Origin of the sequence: Pyxidicoccus xibeiensis, from assembly GCF_024198175.1 — a bacterium.
GTDB lineage: Bacteria > Myxococcota > Myxococcia > Myxococcales > Myxococcaceae > Myxococcus > Myxococcus xibeiensis.
In genome coordinates this window covers 1,969,357-1,995,144 of the sequence record NZ_JAJVKV010000001.1, presented here as the reverse complement: position 1 = coordinate 1,995,144, position 25,788 = coordinate 1,969,357, and the positions used below count along the sequence as shown (strand labels likewise).

12 protein-coding genes are annotated in these 25,788 nt (G+C 70.9%); 3 read left to right on the top strand and 9 right to left on the bottom strand.

The genetic code is table 11. The features are described from left to right. Both LXT23_RS08065 and LXT23_RS08060 read right to left on the bottom strand, forming a co-directional pair. Nucleotides 1-1,479: a M48 family metallopeptidase gene (locus tag LXT23_RS08065; RefSeq protein WP_253979476.1), complete on the bottom strand. Its 1,479-nt coding sequence runs from the start codon at nt 1,477-1,479 to the stop codon at nt 1-3. Beyond that, complete coding sequence (locus LXT23_RS08060; protein WP_253979475.1) at nt 1,467-3,575, bottom strand: tetratricopeptide repeat protein; 2,109 nt, start codon at nt 3,573-3,575, stop codon at nt 1,467-1,469. The genes LXT23_RS08065 and LXT23_RS08060 overlap by 13 nt, the downstream gene beginning before the upstream one ends. A 305-nt stretch (nt 3,576-3,880) precedes the next feature. Between LXT23_RS08060 and LXT23_RS08055 the strand changes: the two genes are divergently transcribed. Both LXT23_RS08055 and LXT23_RS08050 read left to right on the top strand, forming a co-directional pair. Next, nucleotides 3,881-4,441: a hypothetical protein gene (locus LXT23_RS08055; RefSeq protein ID WP_253979474.1), complete on the top strand. Its 561-nt coding sequence runs from the start codon at nt 3,881-3,883 to the stop codon at nt 4,439-4,441. 324 nt (nt 4,442-4,765) lie between these two features. Next, nucleotides 4,766-8,713 (top strand): bifunctional trypsin-like peptidase domain-containing/SEL1-like repeat protein, encoded by a 3,948-nt coding sequence (locus tag LXT23_RS08050; RefSeq protein WP_253979473.1) that lies wholly within the window; start codon nt 4,766-4,768, stop codon nt 8,711-8,713. Nucleotides 8,714-8,726: 13 nt separating this feature from the next. Here the strand turns inward: LXT23_RS08050 and LXT23_RS08045 are convergent, their stop codons facing one another. From LXT23_RS08045 to LXT23_RS08035, 3 genes are all read right to left on the bottom strand, one after another. Next, nucleotides 8,727-12,887 carry a DUF3857 and transglutaminase domain-containing protein gene (locus tag LXT23_RS08045; protein WP_253979472.1) on the bottom strand — a complete coding sequence of 1,387 codons (4,161 nt, stop codon included), beginning with the start codon at nt 12,885-12,887 and terminating at the stop codon, nt 8,727-8,729. Nucleotides 12,888-12,989: 102 nt separating this feature from the next. Then, a complete protein-coding gene (locus tag LXT23_RS08040) occupies nt 12,990-13,436 on the bottom strand; it encodes a carboxypeptidase-like regulatory domain-containing protein (protein WP_253979471.1) in 447 nt (148 codons plus the stop codon). Between the two features lie 120 nt (nt 13,437-13,556). Next, a complete protein-coding gene (locus tag LXT23_RS08035) occupies nt 13,557-14,429 on the bottom strand; it encodes a Uma2 family endonuclease (RefSeq protein ID WP_323378825.1) in 873 nt (290 codons plus the stop codon). 681 nt (nt 14,430-15,110) lie between these two features. Here LXT23_RS08035 and LXT23_RS08030 point away from each other — a divergent pair. After that, nucleotides 15,111-19,115: a tetratricopeptide repeat protein gene (locus LXT23_RS08030; RefSeq protein WP_253979555.1), complete on the top strand. Its 4,005-nt coding sequence runs from the start codon at nt 15,111-15,113 to the stop codon at nt 19,113-19,115. 20 nt (nt 19,116-19,135) lie between these two features. Here LXT23_RS08030 and LXT23_RS08025 read toward each other — a convergent pair whose 3' ends face one another. The 4 genes from LXT23_RS08025 to LXT23_RS08010 are packed head-to-tail and all read right to left on the bottom strand — an operon-like array spanning nt 19,136 to nt 25,762. Further along, a complete protein-coding gene (locus tag LXT23_RS08025) occupies nt 19,136-21,166 on the bottom strand; it encodes a response regulator (protein WP_253979469.1) in 2,031 nt (676 codons plus the stop codon). Beyond that, entirely contained in the window at nt 21,167-23,713 is a 2,547-nt protein-coding gene (locus tag LXT23_RS08020; RefSeq protein WP_253979468.1) for an ATP-binding protein, read from the bottom strand. Beyond that, the gene (locus tag LXT23_RS08015) at nt 23,710-24,087 is read right to left on the bottom strand and encodes a response regulator (protein WP_253979467.1); all 378 of its coding nucleotides are present in this window, start codon (nt 24,085-24,087) and stop codon (nt 23,710-23,712) included. The genes LXT23_RS08020 and LXT23_RS08015 overlap by 4 nt, the downstream gene beginning before the upstream one ends. 58 nt (nt 24,088-24,145) lie before the next feature. Then, the gene (locus LXT23_RS08010; RefSeq protein WP_253979466.1) at nt 24,146-25,762 is read right to left on the bottom strand and encodes a GAF domain-containing sensor histidine kinase; all 1,617 of its coding nucleotides are present in this window, start codon (nt 25,760-25,762) and stop codon (nt 24,146-24,148) included. Nucleotides 25,763-25,788 lie beyond the last annotated feature (26 nt).

Below are 25,788 nucleotides of genomic sequence, written 5' to 3'. Positions count from 1 at the left end.
CTACGCCGTCGCGAGCTGACTCGAGGCCGCCTCGAGCAGCTCGCACGCCTCCAGGTACTGCGCTTCGGACAGCGCGCCCTCCGCGAGCCTGCGGACGATGACCGCGGGCTCCACGGAGATGTCGCCGCAGACGAAGCGGAGGTTCGCTCCGGGGCGCAGCTGCGGCAGGAAGCCCCGGTGCACCAGCGCCGCGCCCAGCCACTCCACGAGGATGCGGCGCACGCGCTGGCGCTTGCCCTCCGCGGACAGCAGGTCCAACCCCTGGGGGCGAATCCGGTTCCAGAGCGCCTCACCCTCCTTCAGGAACCCCGGCAGGGCGCCCAGCGGCGTGCGGCCCGGGTCGATGGCCGTGCCCACCCACTGCTTCTGCAGCTCCGGCAGGTGGACCTTCCCGGCAATCTCCTCCCAGGCCAGGGACACCAGCCCCTCGGTGATGGAGCGCTCCACCCAGGTGTCCTCCGCTGCCCGCTCACCGCCGAGCAGCTCCAGGCACCCGGCCAGCGGGAGCCACGAGGCGGGCGTGGAGGCGCCCTCGCCGGGGTAGCCCACCCCGCGCAGCCGCTCCTGCAGCGGCGGGTGCGAGTCCCACTGGGAGGGAGGCCGCGCCAGCGCTTCCTGCAGTCCCTGCTCCACGTCCGCGCGGCGGTGCTCCTCCGCGACGAAGCGGCGGAACCCCTCCAGCAACGGGACGCGCACGCGCTGGCCGAAGAGGGGCAGCAGCTCGTGCTCGAAGTACGCCCCCCACACGGGCCCCAGCGCGTGCACCTTGCGCAGGGCGCTGGCCGTGGCGCGCGTGCCGCAGGCCGACGCGGCGAGCGCGTCCGCCGCCAGCTCCTGCTGCCGCGACACGGCGCTGGAGGCGCTGAGGAAGAACCGGCCGTAGAGCTGGAAGGGCACGTCCAGGAAGAAGGCCGAGTCCTCCAGCGAGTCCACCGCCAGGGCGATGGAGCGGCGCGTGCGGTACACCCACGGGCCCAGCGCCAGGTCTCCGCCCTGGTGGTGGCCGTACTCGTGCGCGAGGACGGACGCCAGCTCCTCGCGGTCCAGGAAGGCGAACAGCGGCAGGCCGATGCCCACCACCGGCTCCCGGCGCAGGCCCAGCCAGCGCCGCTCCATGGCGATGAAGGCCGTGGCCTCGCCGGACAGGTACACCTTCCGGGGCACGGACGCGCCGGCCCGGACGGCCACTTCGTCCAGCAGCGTGAAGAGGGCGGGGAAGTCCTCGCGCGTGAGCGGCCGGACCTCGTCGCGCTTCTCCCGGCTGAACCAGCCTCGCGGCCTCAGCGCCCACAGCACCGTCAGCGCGCCGGCGGCGGACAGCAGGCCGGACAGGCCCACCGAGCCGGTGTAGCGCTCCTCGGCGATGGGCACCCAGAGCAGGCCCGCGGCGACGGCCAGGCCCAGGAGCCAGAAGCCCGCCCACAGCACGACGGTGAGCACCGCGCGCCGGGCGACACCAGAAGGGTTCACGGAGTCCATGCGCTGATGGCCTCGCTGACGGAGCCGTGGAGCCCGTCGTCCCGCCGCGCCTGCACCACGAGCTTGCGGCGCTCGGCCTCCGGGAGCGACGTGTCACGGGAGCGGACGAAGTAGGCGGCGGCGCGGACCTCCGGCGACAGCTCGTCCGGGTCCAGGGCGGCGCTCTCCCCCCGGACGAAGCGCCGGAAGTCCTCGCGCTGACGGGGGCTCAGCACGTACGCCCGCGAGAGTGAGCGCTCACTCTCCTCCGAGGCCGTGCGCACGGCCTCGCCATAGGCCAGGGCCCAGGACACCTCGGTGAGGCTGGGGAGCTCGAACTCCTTCAGCGCCCGGGCCTCCTCCAGGGCGGCCCCGGGCTCCTTGCCAATCACGGACATCAGCCGCTCTCCCGCGAACTGGGGCGCCTCCTTCAGCGGCAGGTGGGCGCGCACGCGCAGCAGGGTGAAGGGCTTGCCCTCGTGCTCCTGCTCCAGCGCGGCGACGAGCGCGTCGGGCTGGCCCTGGCCGGTGCGCGCCGCCACGAGCGCATGGAGCTCGGCCACCGTGCGCCGCAGTTGGGCATCGTCCGACTTGAAGAGGTCGGCCAGCAGCGCGAGCGCCTCCGCCGGACGGCCGAGCGCCACGAGCGCCGCCACCTGCTCGTCGAGGCTGTTCGTCGCGGTCTCCGCGTCCAGCGCGCGCAGCCGCTCCCACGCCTTCACCGAGCCCTCCCACTTCCCGGCGAGGTAGCGGTGGTGGGCCACCGAGCGCAGCGTGTCGGAGTGGTCGGGGAAGCGCTCCGCGAGCCGCTCCATGGCGCCTGCCCGCGCGGCGCCTCGCAGCAGGCGCGCATGCAGGTACTGCGCGTCCGCCGAGTCCGGCTCCGCCCGGGCCCGCGCCGCGTACTCGGAGAGGAGCTCCTCGACGTTGCCCTCCCGCTCGACGGCCCACTGGTACAGCCGGTGGGCCTCCGGGTCCTTCGGGCGGGCCTCCAGGGAGGAGCGGGTGAAGCGGATGAGCGCCCCGGGGCCGGAGGCCAGCGCGGCCTGGAGCGCGCGGGAGACCTCGGCTTCCCCCCACCCGGAGAGCCGGGCCGCCACCTCGGAGAACGGGAGCGTCTCGCCCAGCCTGTCCTGCGAGAGGAGGTAGGTGGAGCAGAGCTCCAGCGGCACCACGCCTTCCTCTGTCGCGATTCCCAGATAGCGACGGGTCGTGCTGCCACCGCTCCGGGTGCTGAGCTGCAAGGGCGGCTCGACGAAGACGTCGTCGACCTTCGCGAGCTCGATGAAGCGCTGCCCGCAGTACACCGTGGCCGGGCTGCCGTCGTTCGCGGACGGCATGGAGGAGTAGACGACGTCCCGCAGGAGGACGGGCATGCCGCCCGCGATGTTCCACACCTGCACGGCCGGGCCGGCGCGGACGTTCAACTCCACCGCGTCCACCTGCACGCCATCCGGCGAGACGGCCACGGCCCGCTGCGTGCCCAGGGGCACGGTGAGGGTGGCCACCTGGCGCGGGGCCACGGTCAACGTCCGGCCGCCCAGCGTCACGCTCAGGGGCTGCTCGAAGGCGTTGGCCACGTACACGTCGCGGTAGCGCGAGGCATGGAAGGCGCGCGCCGCGCCGGTGGCCACCAGGGCGATGACGGAGAGCGCCACGACCCGGCCCCACAGCCAGGGCAGCGTCCCCAGGGGCACGCGCGCGAAGAACGTCCAGGAGCGGCTGAGCGGGTTGTTGCTGTCGGCGGGGCGCACCACGTACGCGCCCAGCGGCAGGAGCGGGACGGCGAAGAGCGCGACCACCGCGTGCGTGGCGATGGACGTGCCGTCCTCCGCGTCCGGCTCGGCGCTGCCCAGCAGCGTGGCGCCGAAGCCGTTGAACGTCCCGAGGAAGAGCCCGCCCTGCTTGAGCGGCCGGGCGAAGAGGCGGCGCTGGCGCAGGAGCGTGTCGAGCACCTGGCGGTGCGAGCGCAGGCGCCCGAGCCACCGGGCCCACCTGAGCGCGCGGTACAGCTTGAACGGGTCTCCGCGCTCCACGGCGCGGCGCACGCCCGCGTCCTCACACAGGGCCCGCAGCTCGGGGATGCGCTGCAGGAACTCCGCTGGGTCTCGAATCATCGCTGACGGGCTTTCTGTCGGGCGCGGGGGCCGGCCTCAATGACAGCCTACCCACAAAGGGCACTCGCGCAGGAGGGGGGCCCCTCTCCATGTCCGTGAACCATCTCCAGGCTTCGGACATCTGGAAGTCTTGTCATTTCCCCCGGGGATTTCATGAGTAGACTGCGGCCGAGGCCGGCAGGGCAGACAGCGCGTGCGAGACGCGCCTGACAGCACGTACCGAGGTGCCGGGTGGCGAGCCGCCCGCGTCCGGAGCGCGCGACGCCCTGAGCACCCATGCGAAGTTCCGTGGCAGGGAGACGGCAATGAAGAGCAAGCAGGTTGGGTTCGGTATCGCGGTCTGGCTGCTGGCGAGTGGGGCGCTGGCACAGGAGGGCGAGCCGGGCAGCGGCATCATCACGCAGCTGGGCCTGCAGCTCGGCTATGCGAACGGGGAGAACATCGAGGGCGGCGAGCACGGCGGGCCCGGAGCGCGGGTGCAGCTGCTCGCGCGCTTCAACCGCTTCGTCGCGGCGGGTCCGGAGGTGGCCTACTTCCTCAAGGCCGGCTCGCAGACCCGCGTCAGCCAGGCACCCAGCGGAGGCGAGAACACGGAGAGCATCCCGGGCGGGCTCATGCTGCTGTCCGGCGTGCTGCGCCTCGGGTTCGACGACACCGCCGTGCGCCCCAACTTCCTGGCCGGGCTCGCCCTGGGCAATGCCGGCGGGGAGGCGGACACGTTCTACTTCCTGGGAGGGGAGCTGGCCTTCATGGTGAACCAGTTCCCCCTGGTCGTCGACGTGCGCTACCTCGGGCCCCTCACGGGGTCGTCGACGGGCTATCCGAACTACCTGACCTTCGGCCTGGGCACGCGCCTGTCCTGGTGAGTCCGCGGAAAGCGAACGCTGGCGACCGCGCGCGGGCAGCGCACACGGCTCGAGCCGTGACGAGAGAGGGTGTCTGGGATTCAGAACCGTTGTCTTGAATTGACGGTTTACAGCCAGGACATCCTCTCTCCGCGCGGGCGCTGGCAGGCACGCGGGGTGAAGCGGTGCCGCCTGCTCGGGGGGCACCTTCCTCCGTGCAATGACTGCCGCTAGAGTTGGCGCTGCCTCGGGTGCGCGGGCGTGTCCGCTTCACGCCGCGCCGAGGCTTCACTCCCCAAGGCCCGGTCTGCGTCCTCCTGGGGGAGTGCCGCGGCGCGGACTCACATGGAACGCTGGATTCTGTGCCCGCATTGCTCCCACCTGCACGAGCGGCAGCCCGCTCCGCGCTGCCCGAAGTGCCAGCGCGCCACGTATGGCGCCGAGTCGTTCGAGCTCGACCCGGCCAGCGCCGAGCCGCGGACCGCTGAAGTCGCCCTGAGTCATCCAGAGCCCGCGCCCGCGCCACGGCCGGTCGTGGACGACTCCTGGGACTTCTCCGGCGACCTCGTCGTGGAGCCCATCGAGCCCGCCGGGTCCACCGCGCCCGCCGTGCCTGTCGAGGAGGACTTCTCGCTGGAGTTCGAGCTCGACCTGCCCGCGCCTTCTCACGCCGAGGTCAGCGCCTCGAGGCCCGCGCCGCGAGCCGAGGAAGCCCCGCCGCCGCACATCGACATCATCCCTCCGATGCCCGCGCCACGAGTGCTGCGGGCACCTTCCGCGTCCACGCCCGCCTGGAAGCACGCGCAAGCGCCCCGGCGGTCCGGGAAGCTCCGGCGGCTGTGGGAGGCCTGCGTGCCACGGAGGCCGACAGCGGGCTCCCGCCTGGCGGGCGGCTTCCTGCTCGCTGGCGTTGCGCTCACGGTGGCCGGCCACGTGCTCACCTCCGGCGCGCAGGTGAGCGGGAAGGTCGTGCTGGCCGCGGCGGCCATCGACACGGTGCTGGGCCTGGGCCTGCTGCTCGGGGTGGCACGTGTACACGCGGTCGTCCTCGCGCGGCTGCTCCTGGGCCTGGGGCTGCTGGCCGTGGCCTCGCGCGCGGCGGACCCGGTGGTGGTGGCGCTGCAGCTGGGGACCCTGGTGGGGCTGGGGCTGCTGCTCGCCGGGGAGCCGGGGCCATGGCGGCGGCTGGCGGGCTCCGTCCTGACCGGCGGTGTCTGCACCATCCTGGCCGTGCTGCTCTCCGCGCGCTTCACGCAGACGTCGCCCCTCAACACGAGGCTGCTGTCGCTGCGCGGCGCGCTCGAGCCGGACGTCGTGCTGGCGGCGCAGGGACAGGACGTGCCGTACCGGCTCACCTTCCCCGCCACCGGCTGGCGGCAGGCGAGCGCGAGCTACCTCGCCTCACTGGACTCGGGCCTGGACCGCGTGTGGCTGCTGCCCTCGCGCGACGCGGTGGTGGCCGTGCGGGTGCTGCATCTGCCAGGTGCCGGCGGCGTGGACCTGGACGAGGCCGCCGGGAAGCTGCTGGAGGCGCGCGGCCAGCAGGAGGACGGCACCTCCGGTTTCGAGGTGGTGGCGACGGAGCCCGTCGAGGGCCGCTTCGATGCCGCGCGCCGCTACCACCTGCGCCTTCAGGCCGCGGGCCAGCCCATGGAGGCGCATGCCGCGGTGCTGGTGCACGGGGACTACGCCTTCTTCGTCGACGCCGTCGCGCCGCGCCACCGCTTCCCCTCGCTCGACGGGGAGCTGGCCGCCATCGTCGCCTCCTTCGCCTTCGAGCCCCCGCCGCCGCCCCGCCTGCACGAGGAGACGCTGGAGCACGTGCGCCGGGCCTCGGTGCTGGTGCACACCTACGACGCCACGGGCAGCGGCTTCGTCTTCCAGAGCGACCATGGCCGCACGCTCATCCTCACCAACGACCACGTGGTGCGGGGCCGCACGGGCGTTCCCAGCCACGTGGGCGTGGTGATGACGATGCCCGACGGGAAGCGGCAGAACCTGAGAGCCGCCGTCCGGGCCTCGGACCAGGCCCGGGACCTGGCGGTGCTGGCGCTGTTGGACCAGCCCGAGCGGTGGCCCGAGCTCACCCTCCGCCACACCACGTCCCTGCCCGAGCCCATGGCCCTGTTCGTCGTGGGCTACCCCTTCGGCCAGGGACTGGGCTTCCAGAAGAACTACCCGGACGTCACCGTCAACGGCGGCTGGCTGGGGCTTCAGACGCCCGAGCCGGTGCGCGAGCAGGGACGGCGCGTGGTGGAGGTGGGCATCAACCCGGGCAACAGCGGAGGCCCGGTGGTGGATGCCAGCGGGCGGGCCATCGGCGTCGCGGTGGCGCACCTGCGCGGCTCGGAGACGAGCGTGATGATTACGTCGGAGACGGTGGACGCGTGGCTGCAGCTGCAGCGCGAGCCTCCCGCCACCTTCGATGACCGCGAGCTGGCGGTGAAGCTCGCTCCCCCCGCGAAGGCCATGGAAGGCGAGGAGCAGGCGCGCACGGCCACGGTGCTGGTGCGCTCCGAGCGGGGCACCGCCGCGGGCGTCGTCATCGAGCGGCGGGAGGCAGGCCGCCTGGTGGTGCTCGCGAGCGGGAATGTGCTGGGGGCGGACTGGAAGCCCGGTGCGCCGCTGCCCGCGCTGACGGTGCGCCTGCGCCCCGCCCAGCCGGAGTCGCTGGAGCTCAAGGCCGAGGTGCTGCGCGCCAGCGCCGACGCGGGCCTGGTGCTGCTCTCGGTGGTCTCCGCCCGGGACGACGTGGTGCCGCTCACCCTGGCCCAGGGTGAGACGCTGTCCAGCGGCACGCCGGTGCGGGTGCTCGGCTACCGGCTGGACGCGAAGGGCCAGCTGCGTCGCAACCCGGTGCCGCAGCTCGCGTCCGGAGCGGTCGCCAGCGCGCAGCGGGACTCCGCGGGCAAGGTGCGCTTCCTCCAGGTGGACGTGGGCATCAACCACGGCCAGACGAGCGGCCCGGTGCTGGACGCGCAGGGCGCGCTGGTGGGACTCGCGGTGGAGCGCCTGAAGGACACCAACATCAGCCTCGTGCTGCCCGGCGAGCACCTCATGCGGTTCCTGCGCGGCGGCATCGTCGCGGGCGCGTGGAAGCTCCTGCATGACCGGGACGGGCGCTGCGCCCTCAGCGCGCTGGCGGTGCTGGAGAACCCCCTGGGGATGCAGCAGACCGTGCGGCTTCGCCTGGGACTGGAGGCCCGGCTCGTCATCACCACGACCAACCCCTACGAGTACCGCGTCGGCAGCGTGCTGGCCGAAGTCGAGGCGGGGACCCGCCGCGAGGTGGAGCTGGGGGCCGAGGTGGACTGTCCCCGCTACCTGCCCATCCTCCAGCTGGAGCTCGTGGATGCCCAGGGCATCCAGGCCACGCATCCGAAGCAGGGCCGGCTCAACGGCGTGGGGCCGGGCACGGCGATGGGCTTCACGGGCGGGACGGAGTACGCCGAGCATCAGGACGCCGACATGGTGGAGTTCTTCCTCACGCCCGCGCTCCCCCCCGAACGGTGGAGCCAGACGTGCGCCCCGTACGACGCGAAGCGCTGCGAGCAGCAGTGTCAGGAAGGCCAGGCGGTGTCGTGCCTGCGGCTCGGCCGGCATCACATGGATTCGCTCCGCGAGGCCGAGGCGCTGTCCGCCTTCGCGCATGGCTGCAAGCTGGGCAGCGTCGAGGGCTGCATCGAGCTGGGCCTGTCGAGCCAGTGGACCGGGCGCAGCCTCCCCAACGACGGGCTGGTGCCCTCCGCCGGGCTCCTGAAGTCGATGTGCGAGACGCTCCCCGGCATCCTGGACTACCGGCGCGCGTGCTGGGCGCTGCGGCCGGAGCAGTACGCGCTCCTGCTGAGGTCCGCCACGCACAGCTGCAGCACGTTCCGCTCCAGCTGCGTCGAGCAGGGGCAGCTCCACCTCGCCGGGCCCTGGAGCCCGCGCTACTCCGCGACCCGGGCGGCGCGCGCCTTCGAGACCTCCTGCGCGGCGAACGAAGTCTCGGGCTGCCTCGAGCTCGCCCACCTGCAGCTCGAGGGGCTGGGAGTCCCCCAGAACGTGCAGGCCGCACGGGCCACCTACGAGAAGTACTGCCACCCCGCCCCGCCCGGCCAGCGAGGCGAGTACCAGGGCTGCGAGCCCCTGGCGCGGCTGCATGCGACGGGGAACGGGGTGCCCCGGAACCTCCAGGAGGCCCGCCGCCTCATGGGCATGAGCTGCGAGGGCTGGGGCTCCGTCTCACCGTACTGCGGCTACATGCGGGAGCAGACCCGGGTCCGCGCGCTCGCCGCGCGGAAGCAGTAGGTGGCCGGGCCGCTCACTTCTTCGTGCGGGACGCCGTCATCCCGCTCTTGCGGCCACCGGCCAGGCGGCCCTGGGCGAGCCGCTGGAAGGAGCGCGCGTCGGGCGTCTGCGCCGGAGGCATGGCGCGGTAGAGGGCCCGCGCCGCCTCGGGCAGCCCGAAGGCCTCGGCGAGCCGGGCCCTCACGTAGAGGACACCCGGGTCCACGTCGCCGGACAGGTCCTGCGCGAGCGCGGTGTCCGCCAGCTTCCGGCCCTCCTCCAGCTTCCCCGTCTCCACCAGCAGCGTGGCGAGCAGCGCGAGCGACTCCACGTCTCCGGTGGGGCTCATGCGCACGGCCCGCTGGGCCCACTCCACGTCCTCCGACGTCGCGCGGCCCTTGAGCAGCGCCGCCCACGCCAGTGAGCGGTAGGCGTCCGCGCCCGCCGTGCCCAGCTTCACCAGCTGCTTGCCCGTCTTCTCCGCGTCGTCCCAGTCGCGCAGGTTCACCGCCGCCACCAGCTGCGTCTCCAGGCCCAGCGCATCCGTGTGCAGCAGGCCGAGCCGCCCCTCCGCCGCGTCCCGCAGGCCCGTCCACTGGCCGCGCTCCGTGAGGAACTCGCGCTTGAGCCAGAAGGCCTCGGACGACACCGGCACGTCCTCGCGCACCTCGTCCACCAGCGCCTCCGCGTCCGCGCTCCGGCCCGCCGCGCGGTGCACCACCGCCAGGGCCATCAGCAGCCGGTGCCGCTCCTCGCCCGCGGCGAACTTCGCCTGGGCCCGCAGCGCCGCCAGCACGCGCGCGTCGCCCGTGCTCGCGCCCAGGTAGGCGCACGCGGCGCGCAGCTGCGTCACGGCCTCCATGCCGGAGAAGCCCCGCAGCGTGTTCGTGAAGGAGGCCAGCGGGGACAGGCCCTCGGGGGGCACGTCGCGCGCGTCCTGCACGGCCCAGCCAATCCACAGCAGGGCCTCCTTCAGCTGGCTGGCGTCCAGCCACCGCAGCGCCTCCGCGCCGAGCGGCCGCGGGTCCGACGCCGACGCCAGGAGCTTGTACTCCTTGTTCTCCCGCACCACGTACCAGACGTCCTCGTAGGCCTGGCCCCCCAGCAGCACGTTGAGCCGCACGCGGTAGCCGACCTTCTCCTGGCCCTCGGGCTTCAAGTCGAGCGCCGCCACCGCCAGCTCCGCCATGGACTTCGCGCCCACGCCGTCCGGCATCGACGCCGCGTAGCGCGAGGCCTGCGCGTGCAGGGCCTCCAGCTTCTGGTGCAGCGCGCTGTCCTTCCTGTCGCGCGAGGAGAGGAACGGGAGGATGGCGGACTCGAACTCCTTCGCGTCGCGAGACGTCCAGGCCGCCAGGACGATGCGACGCACCAGCGCCTCGGGGCCCTTGTCCTGCTTCGCCTCGGTGCGCGGCTTGCGCGCCAGCTCGAGCTTGAACTTCCGGTCCGGGTCGTACGCGCCCTTCAGCGCCGCCTCGAAGAGCTGCGCCGCCACGTCGGAGCGCCCCCGGGTGAGCAGGTGGTCTCCCGCGAGCGCCAGCGCGTCGCGCCGCGAGTCCAGGCCCTCCAGCTCGCGCTCCGCAGCGGAGATGGCCTCGGCCGCGCCCTTCACCTCCGCGGTGGCCATGACGAGCACCCTGTCGCGCAGCTCGGAAGGCGACGAGGCGCGCGCGGCCTCCAGCGCATCCGCGGTGGCGCCGGAGCGGAACAGGGCCGCCAGCAGCCGGTCGTCCACGTCGCGCGCGCCCAGGGTGTCACGCAGGTGGCGCCAGGTGGCCACGGCCTCGGTGAGCTTCGCGCCCTGGCCGAAGCGCTCGCCCCTGGCGTTGTGCTCCAGCAGGTCCGCCAGCAAGAGGTGCGCGGCGAGGTTCTCCGGCTCCAGGGTGATGGCCTGGCGGCAGGCCGTCACGGCGCCCTCCAGGTCCGCGCCCGGACGGCGCAGCCGGCCGTACAGGTCATGCTGCAGCACCCACGCGAGCACGTGGTGCACCAGGGGCGAGGAGGGGCGCTGCTCCACCGCGCGGCGGGCCTCGGCGCGGGCCTGCTCGCCGAAGCCCAGGCGCAGCAGCGTGCCGGCGTAGCGGGCGCGCACCAGCGCGGAGTCGGAGCGGTTGTTGAGCCCCTTCTCGTAGACGGCGAGCCCGTCGCGCACCCGCGCACCCTCGACGAGTCGCGAGCCCTTGTCCTCGAACTCCACCACCAGCGGCTCGCGGCGGGCGAGCGCGGCCAGGGCGGTGCGGAAGGCGGCCACCTCGTCGCGCGTGTAGCGGCGGCGGACGGCGTCGAAGCGGAAGGTGGCCGAGAGCCCGCCGTCCTGCTCGCGCTGGTAGCGCAGGGCCAGGGTGGCGGGGCCCAGGGGCAGCGTCTCGTCTCGGGGGACGGACTGCAGGGCGAAGCCGGTGGGCGGCTCGAGCCGGTAGCGGACCTCGGCGCGGTAGGCCACGGGCAGCACCAGATCGGACTGACGCTTCGCCGTGGGCGGGCGCATGCGGCCCAGCTCATCGGGCAGCAAGTCGCGGACGTCGTCGAGCGCGTCGGGGAGCCAGGCCAGGGGCGACTCGAGGCGCAGCGGGACGCGGGCGCTGCGCCAGCCGGTGGTGGCGAAGCGGGCGGACGCGACGTCCAGCTCCAGGCGGAAGGGGCCGGTGCCGTCATCCAGCGGCGTGTGCTTCATGCCCTCGAGCGTGCCCTGGAACTGCGCGGTGGCGACGGCCTCCATGTTGCGGCGGAAGTCGGCGGGACGCACGGCGCGCAGCAGGCGCCGGTACTGCACGGCCAGCGCGCCCTCCAGCTCGCGCGTCTCGTGCACGCGGGCGGGGCCCTCGTCGGACAGCGTCACGGTGCGGGTGAAGATGGCGGTGTTGCCCTCGGGCTGCGCCTCGTCGATGCGGGTGAGGCCCTGGGTGTCCGGCGTGGCCACCAGCGCGTGGCGCCCCTGCAGCTCCGGGGCGAGCATGCCCACCGCGCCGCCCGCGTCGGTGGGGTCCATCCACAGGGCCGGCGTGCCGGGCACGTAGACGATGGCGTGGTTGAAGAAGCCCATGCCGGGCAGCTCGGGCACGTCCTCGCGGCCGGAGCGGACGAGCGCCACGTGGGCCGGCACACCGGCGCCGCGCAGCAGGCCCACCAGCAGCGTGGACAGCTCCTTGCAGTCGCCGTACTGGCGCTGGAGCACTTCCTGCGGGCTGGCGGGGACGATGGCGGCGGCGCCGAACTCCAGGCCCGTGTAGCGGACGGACTCGCGCACGTGCTCCAGCAGGCGCTGCGCAATGGCGCGGCGGTCCTTCACGCCCTTCACCAGTCCGCGCGCGCGGGCCTGGAGGGACGCGCCCTCCAGGCGGCCCTCGATGATGCGGTGGTAGGTGGAGGCCACCTCGTTCCACGAGCGGCCGGTGGAGAAGGCTACGTGCGGATAGAAGGCCTCGGACGGCGGCACGTCCTCTTCGAGCGGGGCCACGGGAGCGTAGGGACCGCCCTCGAAGGACAGGCGCTTGCGGTCGGACTGGTGCTGCGGCAGCGGCTCGAGCGGCAGGCCGCGCACGCGCAGGGTGAGCTGGGTGGACGGGGCCACGTCGATGCCCAGGCGCACCTTGCGCACGGGCACGGGGCTGGCGAAGTAGAAGTGGGTGACGACGCCCGCGTCGAAGAAGGGCTGCGTGTCCTCGACGACGGACTCCATCTCGACGACGCTGCCGGGGCGCAGCGCGGGGAGCGGCGCGCGCAGGGCGCGGGTGTCCGTGTAGATGTCCGGCGCGGGGTCCTCCACCGGGGCGTCATGCAGCGTCTTCTCGTCGAGCAGGTGCTCCTTGCCGTCCGGGGAGATGACGCGGGCGCGGAGCACGGGCCGCTGCTGGCGCCAGGGAGACCACTCGGCGCGAGCCTCGGCCCACTGGCGCACGCCGGCGCTGGTGAGGATGCGGAAGACGGTGCGCGAGGTGGCCCGCCAGCGGTGGGGCGCAAGCTCCGTGTACTGGCCCTCCTTGAGGAGGACCTCCACGTCGGTGCCCTCGGCGGGGTCTGGCAGCTTCGAGGCGGCCCGGACCATGGCGGCGCCCGTGGCCTCGAAGGCGGGCCCCTCCCAGGGCACTGCGCGCTCGGCGGCGATGGCGGGAAGGGAGACGGAGAGAACGAGACACAGCAGCGCGGATGACTTCAGGACCTGCCCCCGGTGACGCAAGGAGCGGGAGCAGAACATTTCAGCGTGTCCGCAAACCACGCTCGGGCAGTCGTATGGGATTGGGACGCGCCGGCTGGGTGGGATTTACAGGGCGTGGGTCCGTGCGGCCCCGGTGGAGCGTCATTCCGAGCCGTAGCCGCGGTTCTTCGGGGGGGGCGGCCTGCTGGCGCTGCTCTGGCGCATGCCGCAGTGGACGCTCCCGAAGCGAGGGGGGCCTCCCCGGTACACGTGTTCCCAGGGGAGCACCACGTTCACCAGCCGGGTGTGGTTGAGCCACACGCGGACGTCCTCGACCCGATAGGGACTCAGGCCCTCGATTTCATAGTCGAGCTGGTAGACGCCCGGGGGGAGCTGGGGCGCCCAGTAGAAGCCGTTCTCGTCGGTGACGACGACGACTTCGCCCTGAAGGCTGGGCGCGGTGAGGGTGACGAGCATGCCCCCGACGAGTCCCCAGCCATGGCTGTCGATGACATGGCCTCGGATGACGCCGAACCCGTCATCGGCCAGCGCGGGCAGGGTGAGCAGGGAGAGGACACAGAGCAGGGCACGGCGGAGCGCGGTCTTCATCCGGAGGGACCTGCGTCATCGGGACGGGTCCATGCTCCCCAGGTCGTGACAGGCGGGCCGCACGGTGGGCTCAGGTCTGCATCATGGCTTCAGCACGGGGGACGTCCGTGGCAGGTGGAGTCAGGATCCGCGCCCCTTGAGCCGTGCCAGTTCGGCCTGGAGCTTCTTGAGCTGCTGCTGTGCCTCCGTGCGAAGCCGGGTCTCTTCTGTGCGAAGCCGGGTCTCTTCTGCGCGGAGCCGGGTCTCCTCTGCGCGGAGCCGGGTTTCTTCCGCGAGCCGCCGCTCGATCTTTTCGCGGATTCGGGTCTCCTCCGCGAGTCGTTGCTCAGTCTCTTCGCGGAGCCGGGTCTCCTTTTTCAAACGGCGTGCCCTGCCCTTCACGCGACGCTGGAGCTTCCCCGTCAGTTCCTGGAGCCGGTCGATGAGCTCTCCGGACTCCGGCAGCGGGTTGTCATTTTCGAAGAAGCGCAGCCGGCCGTCGTCCACCTGCACCGCCAGCCCGAGCCGCCTCGAGACGAGCCGCCCCTTCACGGGCTTGATGAGGACGTACTTCCGCTCTCTCGTCTTCGCCAGCCGGTAGCCCCACAGCTCCTGCTTCTTCGCGTCGTAGATGAAGTACTCGGGGATGCCGAGACGGCAGTAGCGCTCCACGTTCCGAACCGCGTCCTTCTTGCGGTCGCCTCCCACGTGGACCTCGAGCACGAAGTCCAGGCCCTTGCCCTCGGCACTCACCACCCACTTACCCCGCTCACGCGGCTCGGCATCCACCACGGCCAACAGGTCAGGCGCAAAGCGACGCTCGGCCGGGTAGTAGACGGGCAGCTCGCAAGCCAGGTAGACGCGCCGGCCCTCGCGGCCGAAGTGCCCCTTGAGCGTGTCGAACGCGCGGACCTTGCCGAGGAAGTGCTGGTCTCCCTCGGGCGGAGACAGCTCCGCGTCCGTCACCTCGTCTGGTAGCTCGGCAACCACCCGGGCCTGCTCCTCGGGAGTCATCGCGTCCCACTCCGATTGGGAGGGGGCTCGGGGGTAGTCGTCTCCACCCCTGGGCGAGTCGTGCTTCATGGGAGGAGCGTGCGGCATCCTACCCTGGAGGTCAACTCCCTCGCATTGGACTGTTTCCGTGTCGACCTGTCCGCTGGGTCCTGCTTCCGTGCCCACTCCCGCCATGCGCCCCTCGCCCCTTCACCTCTGCCCGCGTCCTCGCGGAGCAACTGGGCAGAGCAAGAGCCAGGCCGGGCCTGATGAATTGTGGCTACGACTGCCGTGCAGTCAGGATGAGCGATCCGAGCGTTTCCTGGCGGAGACGGGAGTCCGCCGGAAGATGGGCGCAGAGGCAGGCCCTCGTTCGGGTTGAGGTGCGTTCCGCTCGACCAGTACACTGCGGGCATGTCCACTCCTGGGGGACGCTCGCGCAGCGTCGACGTGGTCATCCTCACCGCAATACCGCTGGAGTACGAGGCGGCGCGTAAGGTGGATGCAGGTGCCGTCGAAGGAAGCCAATGGGAGGAGGAGCGACGCCCGAACGGCCTCCGGGTGGCCTTCCGACCGTTCCACGGAAGCAGAGGCGGACGCCCCATACGCGTAGCGCTGGCAGTGTCGGGCGGCCTGGGGGCGATGGAGGCGACCACAGCGCTACTGCCCCTCGTCGAGGAGTATCGCCCGCGGTGCGTGGCGATGTGTGGCGTCTGCGCGGGCCGCCCCGGGAAGACGAACCTCGGTGATGTCATCGCGCCCGACAGGCTGTTCTTCCATGACACGGGCAAGCGGACGCCCAAGGGCGTGCAACAGGATCTCACGACCTACAACCTGCGTTACGACTGGAAGGAGGATCTCAAGCGCTTCGACTTCGTCACGCGCTTCAAGAACGAAGCTTGGTGGAAGGAGCGTCCGGTCCCCTACGAATGGCAGGAGAACTGGGCCCTGCTGAAGCTCCATGAGGGCGTCACGGCTCCATGGACGCATCCAGAGTTCGAGCAGTTCTGCCCACAGTGGGAGAAGGTCATCGACGGGCTCATCGAGTCCGGCAGCCTGCAAGCGCCAGGCACCAAGCTGACCGACAAGGGACGCGAGCGGGTCGAAAGCGTCCTGTTCCGGAACAAGGGGCGCCTTCCCGACCTCTCTCCTAAGGGGCAGCTGCTTCCCTTCCGCGTGCATTTCGATCCCATGGGAAGCGGCAGTCAGGTCATCGAGGACGTGACCTACTGGAACACCGTCACCGAGCACATGCGCAAGACGCTAGGCCTGGAGCTGGAGGCCGCAGCCATCGGCGCGCTGGCTCAGGCGCAGGTGCATCTGAAGCTCGACGCAATCGTGATGAAGGGCGTGATGGACTTCGCCAATCACGGGCGCGATGACCACTTCAAGGAGTACGCGGCCAGGGCCTCCGCCGAGTGCCTGATGGCGTTCCTCCGCGAGCACATCGACGCGGAGACGGTGCCCGGGGTTGATGATCTCCTGACGACGGGGAGTGCTGGAGAACCTCCCGCGAAGGCAGCTCCTTCAGCGCTTCTCAACGCACGTCATGAGGTCGTGCCATTCCACGGACGAGAAAGGCTCTTGACGGAGCTCGAACAGTGGTGTGACGAAGGCCCGGCTGTCTCGGTGCAAATGCTCCATGCCGAGGGAGGGGCAGGCAAGACGCGCCTTGCGATTGAGTGGACAGCCCGGCGCAGACAAATGAGATGGGCTGCTGGCTTTCTGGCCAAGGGGGCGTCCGAGAACGAATCTCAGGATTGGCTCGACCGGCTGTGGTCACTGGGACAGCCGTTACTGGTGGTGGTCGATTATGCGGAGAGCCAGCCCAAGCTTCACAAGATGCTCTTGCGTCTTTACCAGTACTCGCAGCAGCCCGATGCACCAAGATCTCGCCGGATTCGACTACTGCTGCTTGCACGGAATGACGGCGACTGGTGGAAGTCACTCCGCAAAGAAGACTCAGCACTTGCGGTATGGCTCGATTCAATGCCTGCCCGCAAACTGCCGTCACTCTCGGACTCCCTGACCGATCGCATGCAGGTTTTCCATGAAGCAGCGAAGAGGTTCGCCGAAAAGTTGAAGAAGCCCCACATGCAGCGTCCTGTGGAAGAGGTCCTCGGCGATGAGCACTTCCAGCGCGTGCTCTATGTGCATATGGCCGCACTCGCGGCGGTAGAGGGACTGGCCTTCGAGCCGAATACACTCATGGATGTCATCCTCGACCATGAGGAACGCTTCTGGGAAGTGAACGCCGGTCAGGCCCGCTCCCAGCTTGCGGTGCAACGGGCACTGGCCCGTCAGATAGTCGCCGCCGCCACGCTCCGAGGTGGGTTCCCAAGCAAGGAAGAGGCGAAAAGCGTTGTCGGCAGCCTTCTAGGACATACAGCTTCTAAGGAAGACGATGCCATATTGCAATTGCTCAACTGGGTATACGAACTCAATGCGCGAGGCCCTGCCCTCTTCCTACCTCCGCTAGAGCCGGATCTTCTCGGCGAAGGGATGGTACTGCGTGTCGCCTCCGCAAACCCCTCGTCTGGAGATTGCGTCCCTTCCGATTGGATTGACCGGGTCTTTCCACCAGTCAACCAGCGGCAGACTGTCGGAAACGGCCTGAGAGTGCTGGGGCGAGTATCTGCGGTGCAACCTGTGGTGATTCGACCTTGGATTGAACGACTCCTCGCGGGCGAACTGCTCGACGAGCGAGCGGCCCTCGCACTGGAGGCTGCAAAGTCTGTTGGACAGCACACCGCATTCTCCGTGATGGGTGACATTCTGGCGGACAGACTTGAATCAGCGGGCACCGTCGAACGAGCTCGCCAACTTGACGCCGTTGGCATTCCCTTTCCCACAGTATCTCTGGACCGGGTTGCTGAATGGACGACTCGCATGCTTCTACAGGCCCATCCAGCTCTTGAAAGCAATGCAGCATCCGCAGTCCGAGCAAGTCTTCTTGACAACTGGGGAATCAGATTAGGCGCACTTGGACGACATGACGCGGCACTGAAGGCAACCCAGGAAGCAGTCAAACTCTATCGACAACTTGAGTCACAGGCTCCCAATTCCTTCCAACTCGACTTAGCTCGATGTCTCATTAACTTAGGCCCCAGGCTGAGTGTACTGGGCCGGCGGGATGACGCTCTAAAGGCAGCTGAGGAAGCTGCGCAGCTTTGTCGCGACCTTGCAGCGTGCAACCCCAATGAGTTCCAGTTCCACCTTGCCGGAAGCCTCAACAATCTGGGTCCCTTACTAAGCGACATGGGCCAACGTGAGGAGGCACTGAAGGCGGGTGAGGAATCCATGACAATCTACCGAAGTCTCGCGTCACGCAACCCCGACGCATTCCAGCCCGACCTCGCCATGAGTCTCATCAACTTGGGAAACAAGCTCAGCGACCTGGGCCGGAGAGCAGAGGCGTTGAAGGCGACCGAAGAGGCCGTGCAACTCAATCGGGGTCTCACGTCACGCAACCCCGACGCATTCCAGCCCGACCTCGCCATGAGTCTCAGCGACCTGGGCATCAGACTAAGCAACCTGGGCCGGCGGGAGGAAGCGCTGAAGGCCGCCGAGGAAGCCGTGACACTCTACCGGGGCCTCGCGGCGCGTAATCCCGACGCATTCCAACCGAACCTCGCCCGCAGTCTCAACAACCTTGGAAACAAACTCAGCGAACTGGGCCGGAGAGCAGAGGCGCTGAAGGCGACCGAAGAGGCCGTGCAACTCAACCGGAGCCTTGCAGCATGTAACCCCGACGCCTTCCAGCCCAACCTTGCCCTCAGCCTAAACAATCTAGGCAACATGCTGAGTGATCTGGGCTGGCGGGAGGAAGCGCTGAAGGCCGCCGAGGAAGCCGTGACACTCTACCGGGGCCTCGCGGCGCGCAATCCCGACGCATTCTTGCCCAACTTCGCTCTTAGCCTCAACAACTTGGGCTGCAGGCTGAGTGACTTGGGCTGGCAGAAGGAGGCGCTGAAGGCGGCCGAGGCAGCCGTCCAGCTCCGCCGGGATCTGGTGGAACGCAATCCTGACGCATTCCAGCCCGACCTCGCCATGAGTCTTTACAACCTAGGATCCAGGCTGAGCGAGGTGGGCCGGGGTCAGGAAGCATTGAAGGCGGTCAATGAAGCTGTGACACTCTACCGGGGTCTCGCGGAACGCAATCCTGACGCATTCCAGCCCGACCTCGCCATGAGTCTCGACAATCTAGGGTCCAGGCTGAGCGACTTGGGCCAGAGTCAGGAAGCATTGAAGGCAGCCGAGGAAGCCGTGACACTCTACCGGAGTCTCGTGGCACGCAATCCCGACGCATTCCAGCCTGACCTTGCCGGAAGTCTTGATAACTTGGGCAGCACTCTTGGTGATTTGGGTCAGTGGGAGGAGGCGCTGGAGGCGGCCGAGGAAGCCGTGACACTCTACCGGAGTCTCGCGTCGCGCAACTCCGACAAATTCCAACCCGACCTCGCCTACAGTCTCAACAACCTGGGGTCCAGACTGAGCGACCTGGACCGACATGAAAGTGCTCTTCTTTCAGTTAGCGAAGCCATCGACAGGCTCTGGCCATTTTTTCTCCGCTTTCCAAGTTCCTTTGAGGGAAACGCTGGAGTCATATTGGGACATCTGGAGCACCTCCATACTGCCCTCGATCGCCCGCTTCCCTCAGAAGTTCGGGAGCGCATTGAGGCACTCAAGCGACTCGAAAGTTCGTGATGCGTTGAAAAGACGCTATCTCACGTCTCAATCCGGTTCCGCCCGTTCGCCTTCGCCCGGTACAGCCGGGCATCCGCGGTCTTCAACAACTCCTCCACGGAGGCACCGTCTCCCGGCGTCACGGAGATGCCCGCGCTGAAGGTAATCCGGAACGACTCGCCCGCATCACCTTCGAACGTCATCCCCGACAGCTCCGCCGCCGTGCGCGAGAGAATCTCCTTCGCGCTCGCCGCCGTCTCGCCCAGCAGCGCCACCACGAACTCCTCCCCGCCCCACCGTCCGCGCACGTCCTCGCGCCGGAACCGTGCCCCCAACAACCGTCCCAGCCGTGTCAGCACCCTGTCCCCGGACAGGTGCCCGTACTTGTCGTTCACCTGCTTGAAGTGGTCCACGTCCAGGAAGCACAGCGCCATCGGCCGCCCCGACCGCTGCGCCTCCGCCAGCCTCGCCCTCACTCCGTCGATGAACGGCCGGCGCAACAGCAGCCCCGTCAGCACGTCCCGCTCGGCCCGCTCCCGCGACAGCCTCGAGCGCTCCAGCCGCGCCTGCACACGGGCCCGCAGCTCCTCGCGCAGCACCGGCTTGGAGATGTAGTCGTCCGCTCCCGCCTGGAACGCCGCCAGCCGGAACTCCAGCCCCAGGTGCGCCGTAATCAGCAGCACCGGCAGCTCCTGCCACTCCGGCGTCGACCGCAGAATCCGGCACAAATCAAACCCGCTCGGCCCCGGCATCTGCACGTCCAGCAGCAACAAGTCCGGCCGGTGCTGCGCCAGCGCCTCCATCAACCCGTGCGCATCCCCGAGCCCAGTCACTTCGATGTGGTCACTCGCCAGCGCATGCGTCAGCGCCGTAATCGCCTCGGGGTCGTCGTCCACCACCAGCACCCGCGAGCGCTCCGGCCGTCGCGCCGCCATCATCCGCTCGGCCGCCGCCGTGAAGTCCTGCGAGGTGAACGGCCGCGGCAGGAATAGCGACGCTCCCGCGTGCGCCGCCGCCACCCGGTCCTCCAGCACGTCCCCCGCACCCGTGAACGCCAGCGGCAGCTGCGACAGCCCCTCCTCCGCGCGCAGCGCATGCGCCGCATTGATTCCGCCCAGCGGACCGTCCAGGTGCATGTGGATGAGCACCCCATCCACCCACTGCCGCCGAGCCACCGCGCGCGCCTCGTCCGCCGTGCGCGCCGTCAGCACCCGCACCACGTGCGCCTTGCCCAGCCGCTCCGCGTCCGCCCGCACCGCCGCGTCCTCGTCCACCACCAGCAGCACACCCTCCGCTGGCAGCACCGGCGCGGGTCCCGCCACCACGGGCGCCGGCTTCACCGGCACGGACACCAGCGCCGCCAGCTCGCGGAACGCCACGTCCGCCGCCGCGAAGTCCACCGCCCCGCCCCCGTCCTTCGCCGGCTTCAGCACCAACTCCAGCCGCCCCGCCGCCTGGCTCACCTCCGCGAAGCCGTAGCTCCCCGCCGTCCCGTGCAGCTTGTGCACGACGGTGTACGCCTCCTCCAGCGCCCCGCCCTCCCCCGCGCGCAGCCGCCCCAGCAGCGCCTCCAGCCCGGCCACCTTGTCCTTCAGCCGCGCGCCGTACTCCGCATTCAGCGCGGCCAGGCTCGCGGCCAGGTCGTCGCCCACCACCTCCGCCTCCTCCAGCGCCTCCGGCGGAGGCGGCGGCGGAGTCACCCGGGTGAACAGCTGGTCCACCCAGACCAGCAGCTCCTCCGGCCGGTACGGCTTGTGGATGATGCGCGCCACCCCCAGCTGCCGCGTCAGCAGCTCGTGGCTCTTCAGGTCCTTCCAGAACGCCGAGGCGAACAGCACCGGCAGCTCCGGCTGCGTCTTGCGCAGCTCGCGGATGAAGTCCGCCCCCGTCAGCCCCGGCAGCAGGCCGTCCACAATCGCCGCGTCCACCGGCGTGCGCGACAGCAACCCCAGCGCCTCCTGCGCGGTGCGCGCCGGCTCCACGCGGTAGCCCTTCTCCCGCAGGAAGGTGCACACCAGCGACTGCAAGTCCTTGTCGTCCTCGAGGAACAGGAGCGTCCTGCCGCCACCCATCTAGAGTGCCTTTCTCTCCGCCGCCGCGGCCTCACGCCGGGCCAGCAGGCCATTGAGCAGCTCGCGCACGGAGGTCACCAGCTCGTCCTCCGAGGAGCGCGCCTTCGTCAGGTGACGCGTAATCCCCAGCGTGAGCTGCCGCTCGTCCGTCCGCGACAGCTCCCGCCCCGTGAATACAATCAGCGGCGTCGCCCGCCCCTTGCCCTGGCGCAGGATGTCCACCACCTCGAAGCCGTCCAGCCGCGGCAGCCCCACGTCCAGCACGATGAGGTCCGGCGTCGTCTCCCGCGCCAGCGCCACCGCGCTCTCCCCGTCCGCCGCCTCGAACACCTGCACACCCAGCCGCTCCAGCTGCGCGCACAGCACCCGCCGCGTCGCCGCGTCGTCGTCCACCACCAGCACCCGCGCCTGCCCCGGCGTCCGCATGGCGTAGCGCAGCGCCTTCAACAGCCGCGTCTCCTCCAGCGGCTTCGTCATCCAGTCCACCCACAGCGGCATGCCCACGCCCTCGCCCTCCGCGGACCGCCCGGACAGCGCCAGCACCGGCAGCTCCCGCGTGCGCGGCTGCTCGCGCAGGCCTCGCACCCAGTCCAGCGCCTGGCCGTCCGGCATCTGCGTGTCCACCACCAGCGCGTCCGGCATCGACTCCTCTATCGCCTTCACCGCCTCCGCCAGGCTGGCCGCGCGCACCACCCGGTAGCCCTCCGCCGACAGCAGCCCCCGCAGCAGCGTCGACAGCTCCCCGTCCGCCGTGGCCACCAGCACGTTGTAGCGGGACTCGTCCCTCGGCACCGTCGTCGGCACCCCGCTGGCCACGGGCTTCGCCGCCTCCAGGGTGAAGGTGAACGTGGAGCCCTGTCCTGGCTCGCTCTCCACGTCGATTCGGCCCCCGTGCTGGTCGACAATCGCCTGCGAAATCGCCAGCCCCAGGCCCGTGCCGCCCTTGGAGCGCGTGTCCGAGCCATCCAGCTGCTGGAAGCGCCCGAACAGCCGGCCGCGCTGCTCCGGCGTAATCCCCGGCCCCTGGTCCACCACGCTGAAGCGCACCCGCCCGCCCGCCTCCTCCCGCACCCGCACCGTCACCGCCGCGTCCCGGGGTGAGAACTTCACCGCGTTGGACACCAGGTTCGTCAGCACCTGGATGAGCCTGTCCCTGTCTCCCTTCACCTGGGGCAGCCCTTCCACGTCCGAGCGCAGCGACACCCCCGCCGCGTCCGCCATGCCCTTCACGCCCGCCAGCGTCGCCTCCACCAGCTCCGCGCCCTCCAGCAGGGCCAGCTTCAGCTCCAGCTTGCCGGCCTCCATCTTCTCCAGGTCCAGGATGTCGTTGATGAGGCGGATGAGCCGCTCGGTGTTGGTGCGGGCGATGCGCACCATGTCCAGCGCCGGCGCGGGCAAATCCCCCACGATGCCGCCCTCCAGCAGCCCCAGCGAGCCGCGGATGGAGGTGAGCGGCGTGCGCAGCTCGTGGCTCACGGTGGAGATGAACTCGTTCTTCATCCGCTCCACCTCCTTGCGCTCGGTGATGTCGCGCACGAAGGCGGTGAAGCGCGGCGGCCCGTCCCCGGGCACCCGGGCGATGGTCAGCTCCGCCGGGAAGACGCCTCCATCCGCGCGCAGGCACGGCGACTCCAGGCGCGTGGCCCGGCCCGCGGGCGCGTCCAGCGCGGCGGCCACCCGCTCCCGCTCTCCCGCCGGCAGCGACGCGGGCAGCGCCAGCGCCAGGAAGTCCCGCCCCACCGCCTGCGCGGACGCCAGCCGGAACGTCCGTTCCGCCGCCGGGTTCAGCTCCAGCAGGTGGCCCTTCCCGTCCAGCAGGAGGATGCCGTCCGGCGCGGCCTCCAGGATGGCCGCCTTGCGCGTCTCGCTGGAGCGCAGCCCCTCATTCGCCGTGGACAGCGCGGCGGTGCGCTCCTCCACGCGCCGCTCCAGGTCCTCGTTGAGCACGCCCAGCTCGGAGCTGGCGCGAGACAGCCGCACCAGCACCACCAGCACGTATGCGCCCAGCAGCAGCGACACCGCGAAGAAGGCGATGCGCGAGCGCTCGTTGCGGCTCTGCGTCCGCTCGTAGAGCTGGAGGTAGGTGTTGATGAGGCGCTCGGCATCGGCGCTCGCGGTGCGCTCCAGCAGCGCCTGCAGGGCCACGTCCGCCTCGCGCTTCTGGCCCCGCGCGTCCGCGTCCCGGGAGCGCGCCAGCAGGGACTCGCTCTCGCGAAGCGCCCGCTCGTAGGAGTCCAGCGACGCCCCCATGACACGGCGGTCCTCGTCGGACAGGAAGGACGGGAAGGTCCGCAGCGCCTCGGCGCGGGCCCGCAGCGCGGCGAAGTCCGCCGCCGCCGTGCCATGCACCTCCGGCAGCCCCTGGCGCGCGCGCAGCACGTCCAGCTCCAGCTCCGCGCTGGCCACGCGAAGCTGCCGCAGCCCCGTGCGGTACCGGTCGTTCTCCGACACCGCCCACGGCCGGCCCACCACGAACAGGCCACACAGGAGCAGCAGCGCGCCCGCCGCCAGCACCACCGAGCGCTTCGACAGGCGCGAGACCTTCATGCCGGCACCAGCTTGCGAATCTCCGCCGGCAGCGTCATCGGGTCGAACGGCTTGCCGATGACCCCCAGCGCGCCCAGCTCCAGGTACCGGGCGACCTCCTGCTTCTGAATCTTGGCCGTCATGAAGATGATGGGCGTGCTCGCGGTGGACGCCTGCGCGCGCAGCTTTCCGAAGGTCGTGGGCCCGTCCATGCCGGGCATCATCACGTCCAGGAGGATGAGGTCCGGCTTCTCGGCGGCGGCCTTCTCCAGCGCCTCCGCGCCCGAGGACGCCAGCACCGTCTGCCACCCGCCCACCCGGCTCAGGCTCAGGTTGCCGATGGTGCGGATGTCGTCCTCGTCGTCGACGAGCATCACCTTGCGCAGGGTCGTCATGGCTTCAGGCCTCGGGCGGGGGTTGGGCGCGGGGTACGGACGCGGCGGAGTTTCGGATTCATTCTGCCTCCTGGGGCAGGAGCTGGAGCACGGCGGCGCGCAGGTCCGCGTTGGAGGCGCGGGACTTCACCAATGACGCGGACACCTGGCGGACGAGCTCGGGCGTGGGCTCGGCCATGGAGAAGAGGACCACGGGCGCCGCCGCCAGCAGCGGGGCCAGCGACAGCCGGCCGCCCTCGGGCAGCTCCGGCTCCACCAGGACGAGTTGGAAGGAGCCGGCGCGCAGCGCGGACTCGGCCTCACCCAGGTCCACCGCCGCCACCACCTCCGCCACGTCCCGCAGCACGTCCGCCACCACGCGCCGGTTGTCCGCGTCCCGCTCCACGTGCAGCACGCGCGCGCGGACGCCACGCTCCTGCAACGGCGCAGGCCCGCGCGCGGGAGCAAGGCCCGGCGCACGGGGCTCGGGGTGCCACTCGGGCAGGTCGAACCAGAAGGTGGTGCCGGCGCCGCGCGTGGTGACGAAGTCGAGCGTGCCGCCCAGCCGCTCCACCAGCGCGCGGGTGATGTTCAGCCCCAGGCCGGTGCCGCTGCGCTTGCGCGTGTCCGAGCCGTCCGCCTGCGCGAACTTCTGGAAGAGGCGGGCGCGGAAGGCCTCGGGGATGCCGGGCCCCCGGTCCTCCACGGACACGCGCAGGCCGCCACGGTGACGGGCCAGGCGCACGGTGACGCGCTCGCCGCGCGGGGAGAACTTGATGGCGTTGGACAGGAGGTTCGCCAGCACCTGCGCCAGCCGGTCCGCGTCCACCCGCGCCAGGGCTCCCGGGGCGTCCAGCACCGTCTCCACCCGCACGCCGTACCCGTCCGCGTAGCCGTGGTGCGCCTCGGCGGCCTGCGCGAGCAGCGGGGTCAGCTCCGCCGGCGCCAGCTCCAGGTCCAGCTTCCCCGACTCCATCTTGTCCAGGTCGAGGATGTCGTTGATGAGGCGGATGAGCCGCTCGCTGTTCTTGTGCGCGATGCCAATCATCTCCGCCACCGGCGGCGTCAGCGGCCCGGCCACCCCGCCGGCCAGCAGGCCCAGCGAGCCGCGGATGGAGGTGAGCGGCGTGCGCAGCTCGTGGCTCACCGTGGAGACGAACTCGTTCTTCAGCTGCTCCTGCTCCGCCAGCGCCGCGCGCGCCAGGCGCACGGTGACGGCGTCGAACTCCAGCTCCACCCAGGCCGCCAGGTCCGCGAGCGCGGCGCGGTCCGCGTCCGTGAAGTCGCGCGGCACGCGGTCGAGGAGGCACAGCGTGCCCACCCGGCTGCCGTCCGGCGCCCGCACCGGGTGCCCCGCGTAGAAGCGGATGTGCGGCGCGCCGAGGACGAGCGGGTTGTCGTGGAAGCGCGCGTCCCTCACCGCGTCCGGCACGACGAAGGTGTCCCGGCTGAGGATGGCGTGGCCGCAGAAGGAGACGTCGCGAGGCGTCTCGGTGGCCTCCAGGCCCACGCGCGCCTTGAACCACTGCCGGGCCTCGTCCAGCAGCGACACCAGGGCCATGGGCACGCCGAACAGCCGCGCCGCGGTGCGGACGATGCGCTCGAAGCGCTCCTCCGAGGGCGTGTCCAGCACGCAGAGGTCGCGAAGGGCCTGGAGCCGCTGGCGCTCGTCCGGGGGCAGTGAAGGCGGGAGCATGGGAGAGTCCCCAGTGCTAACCCACG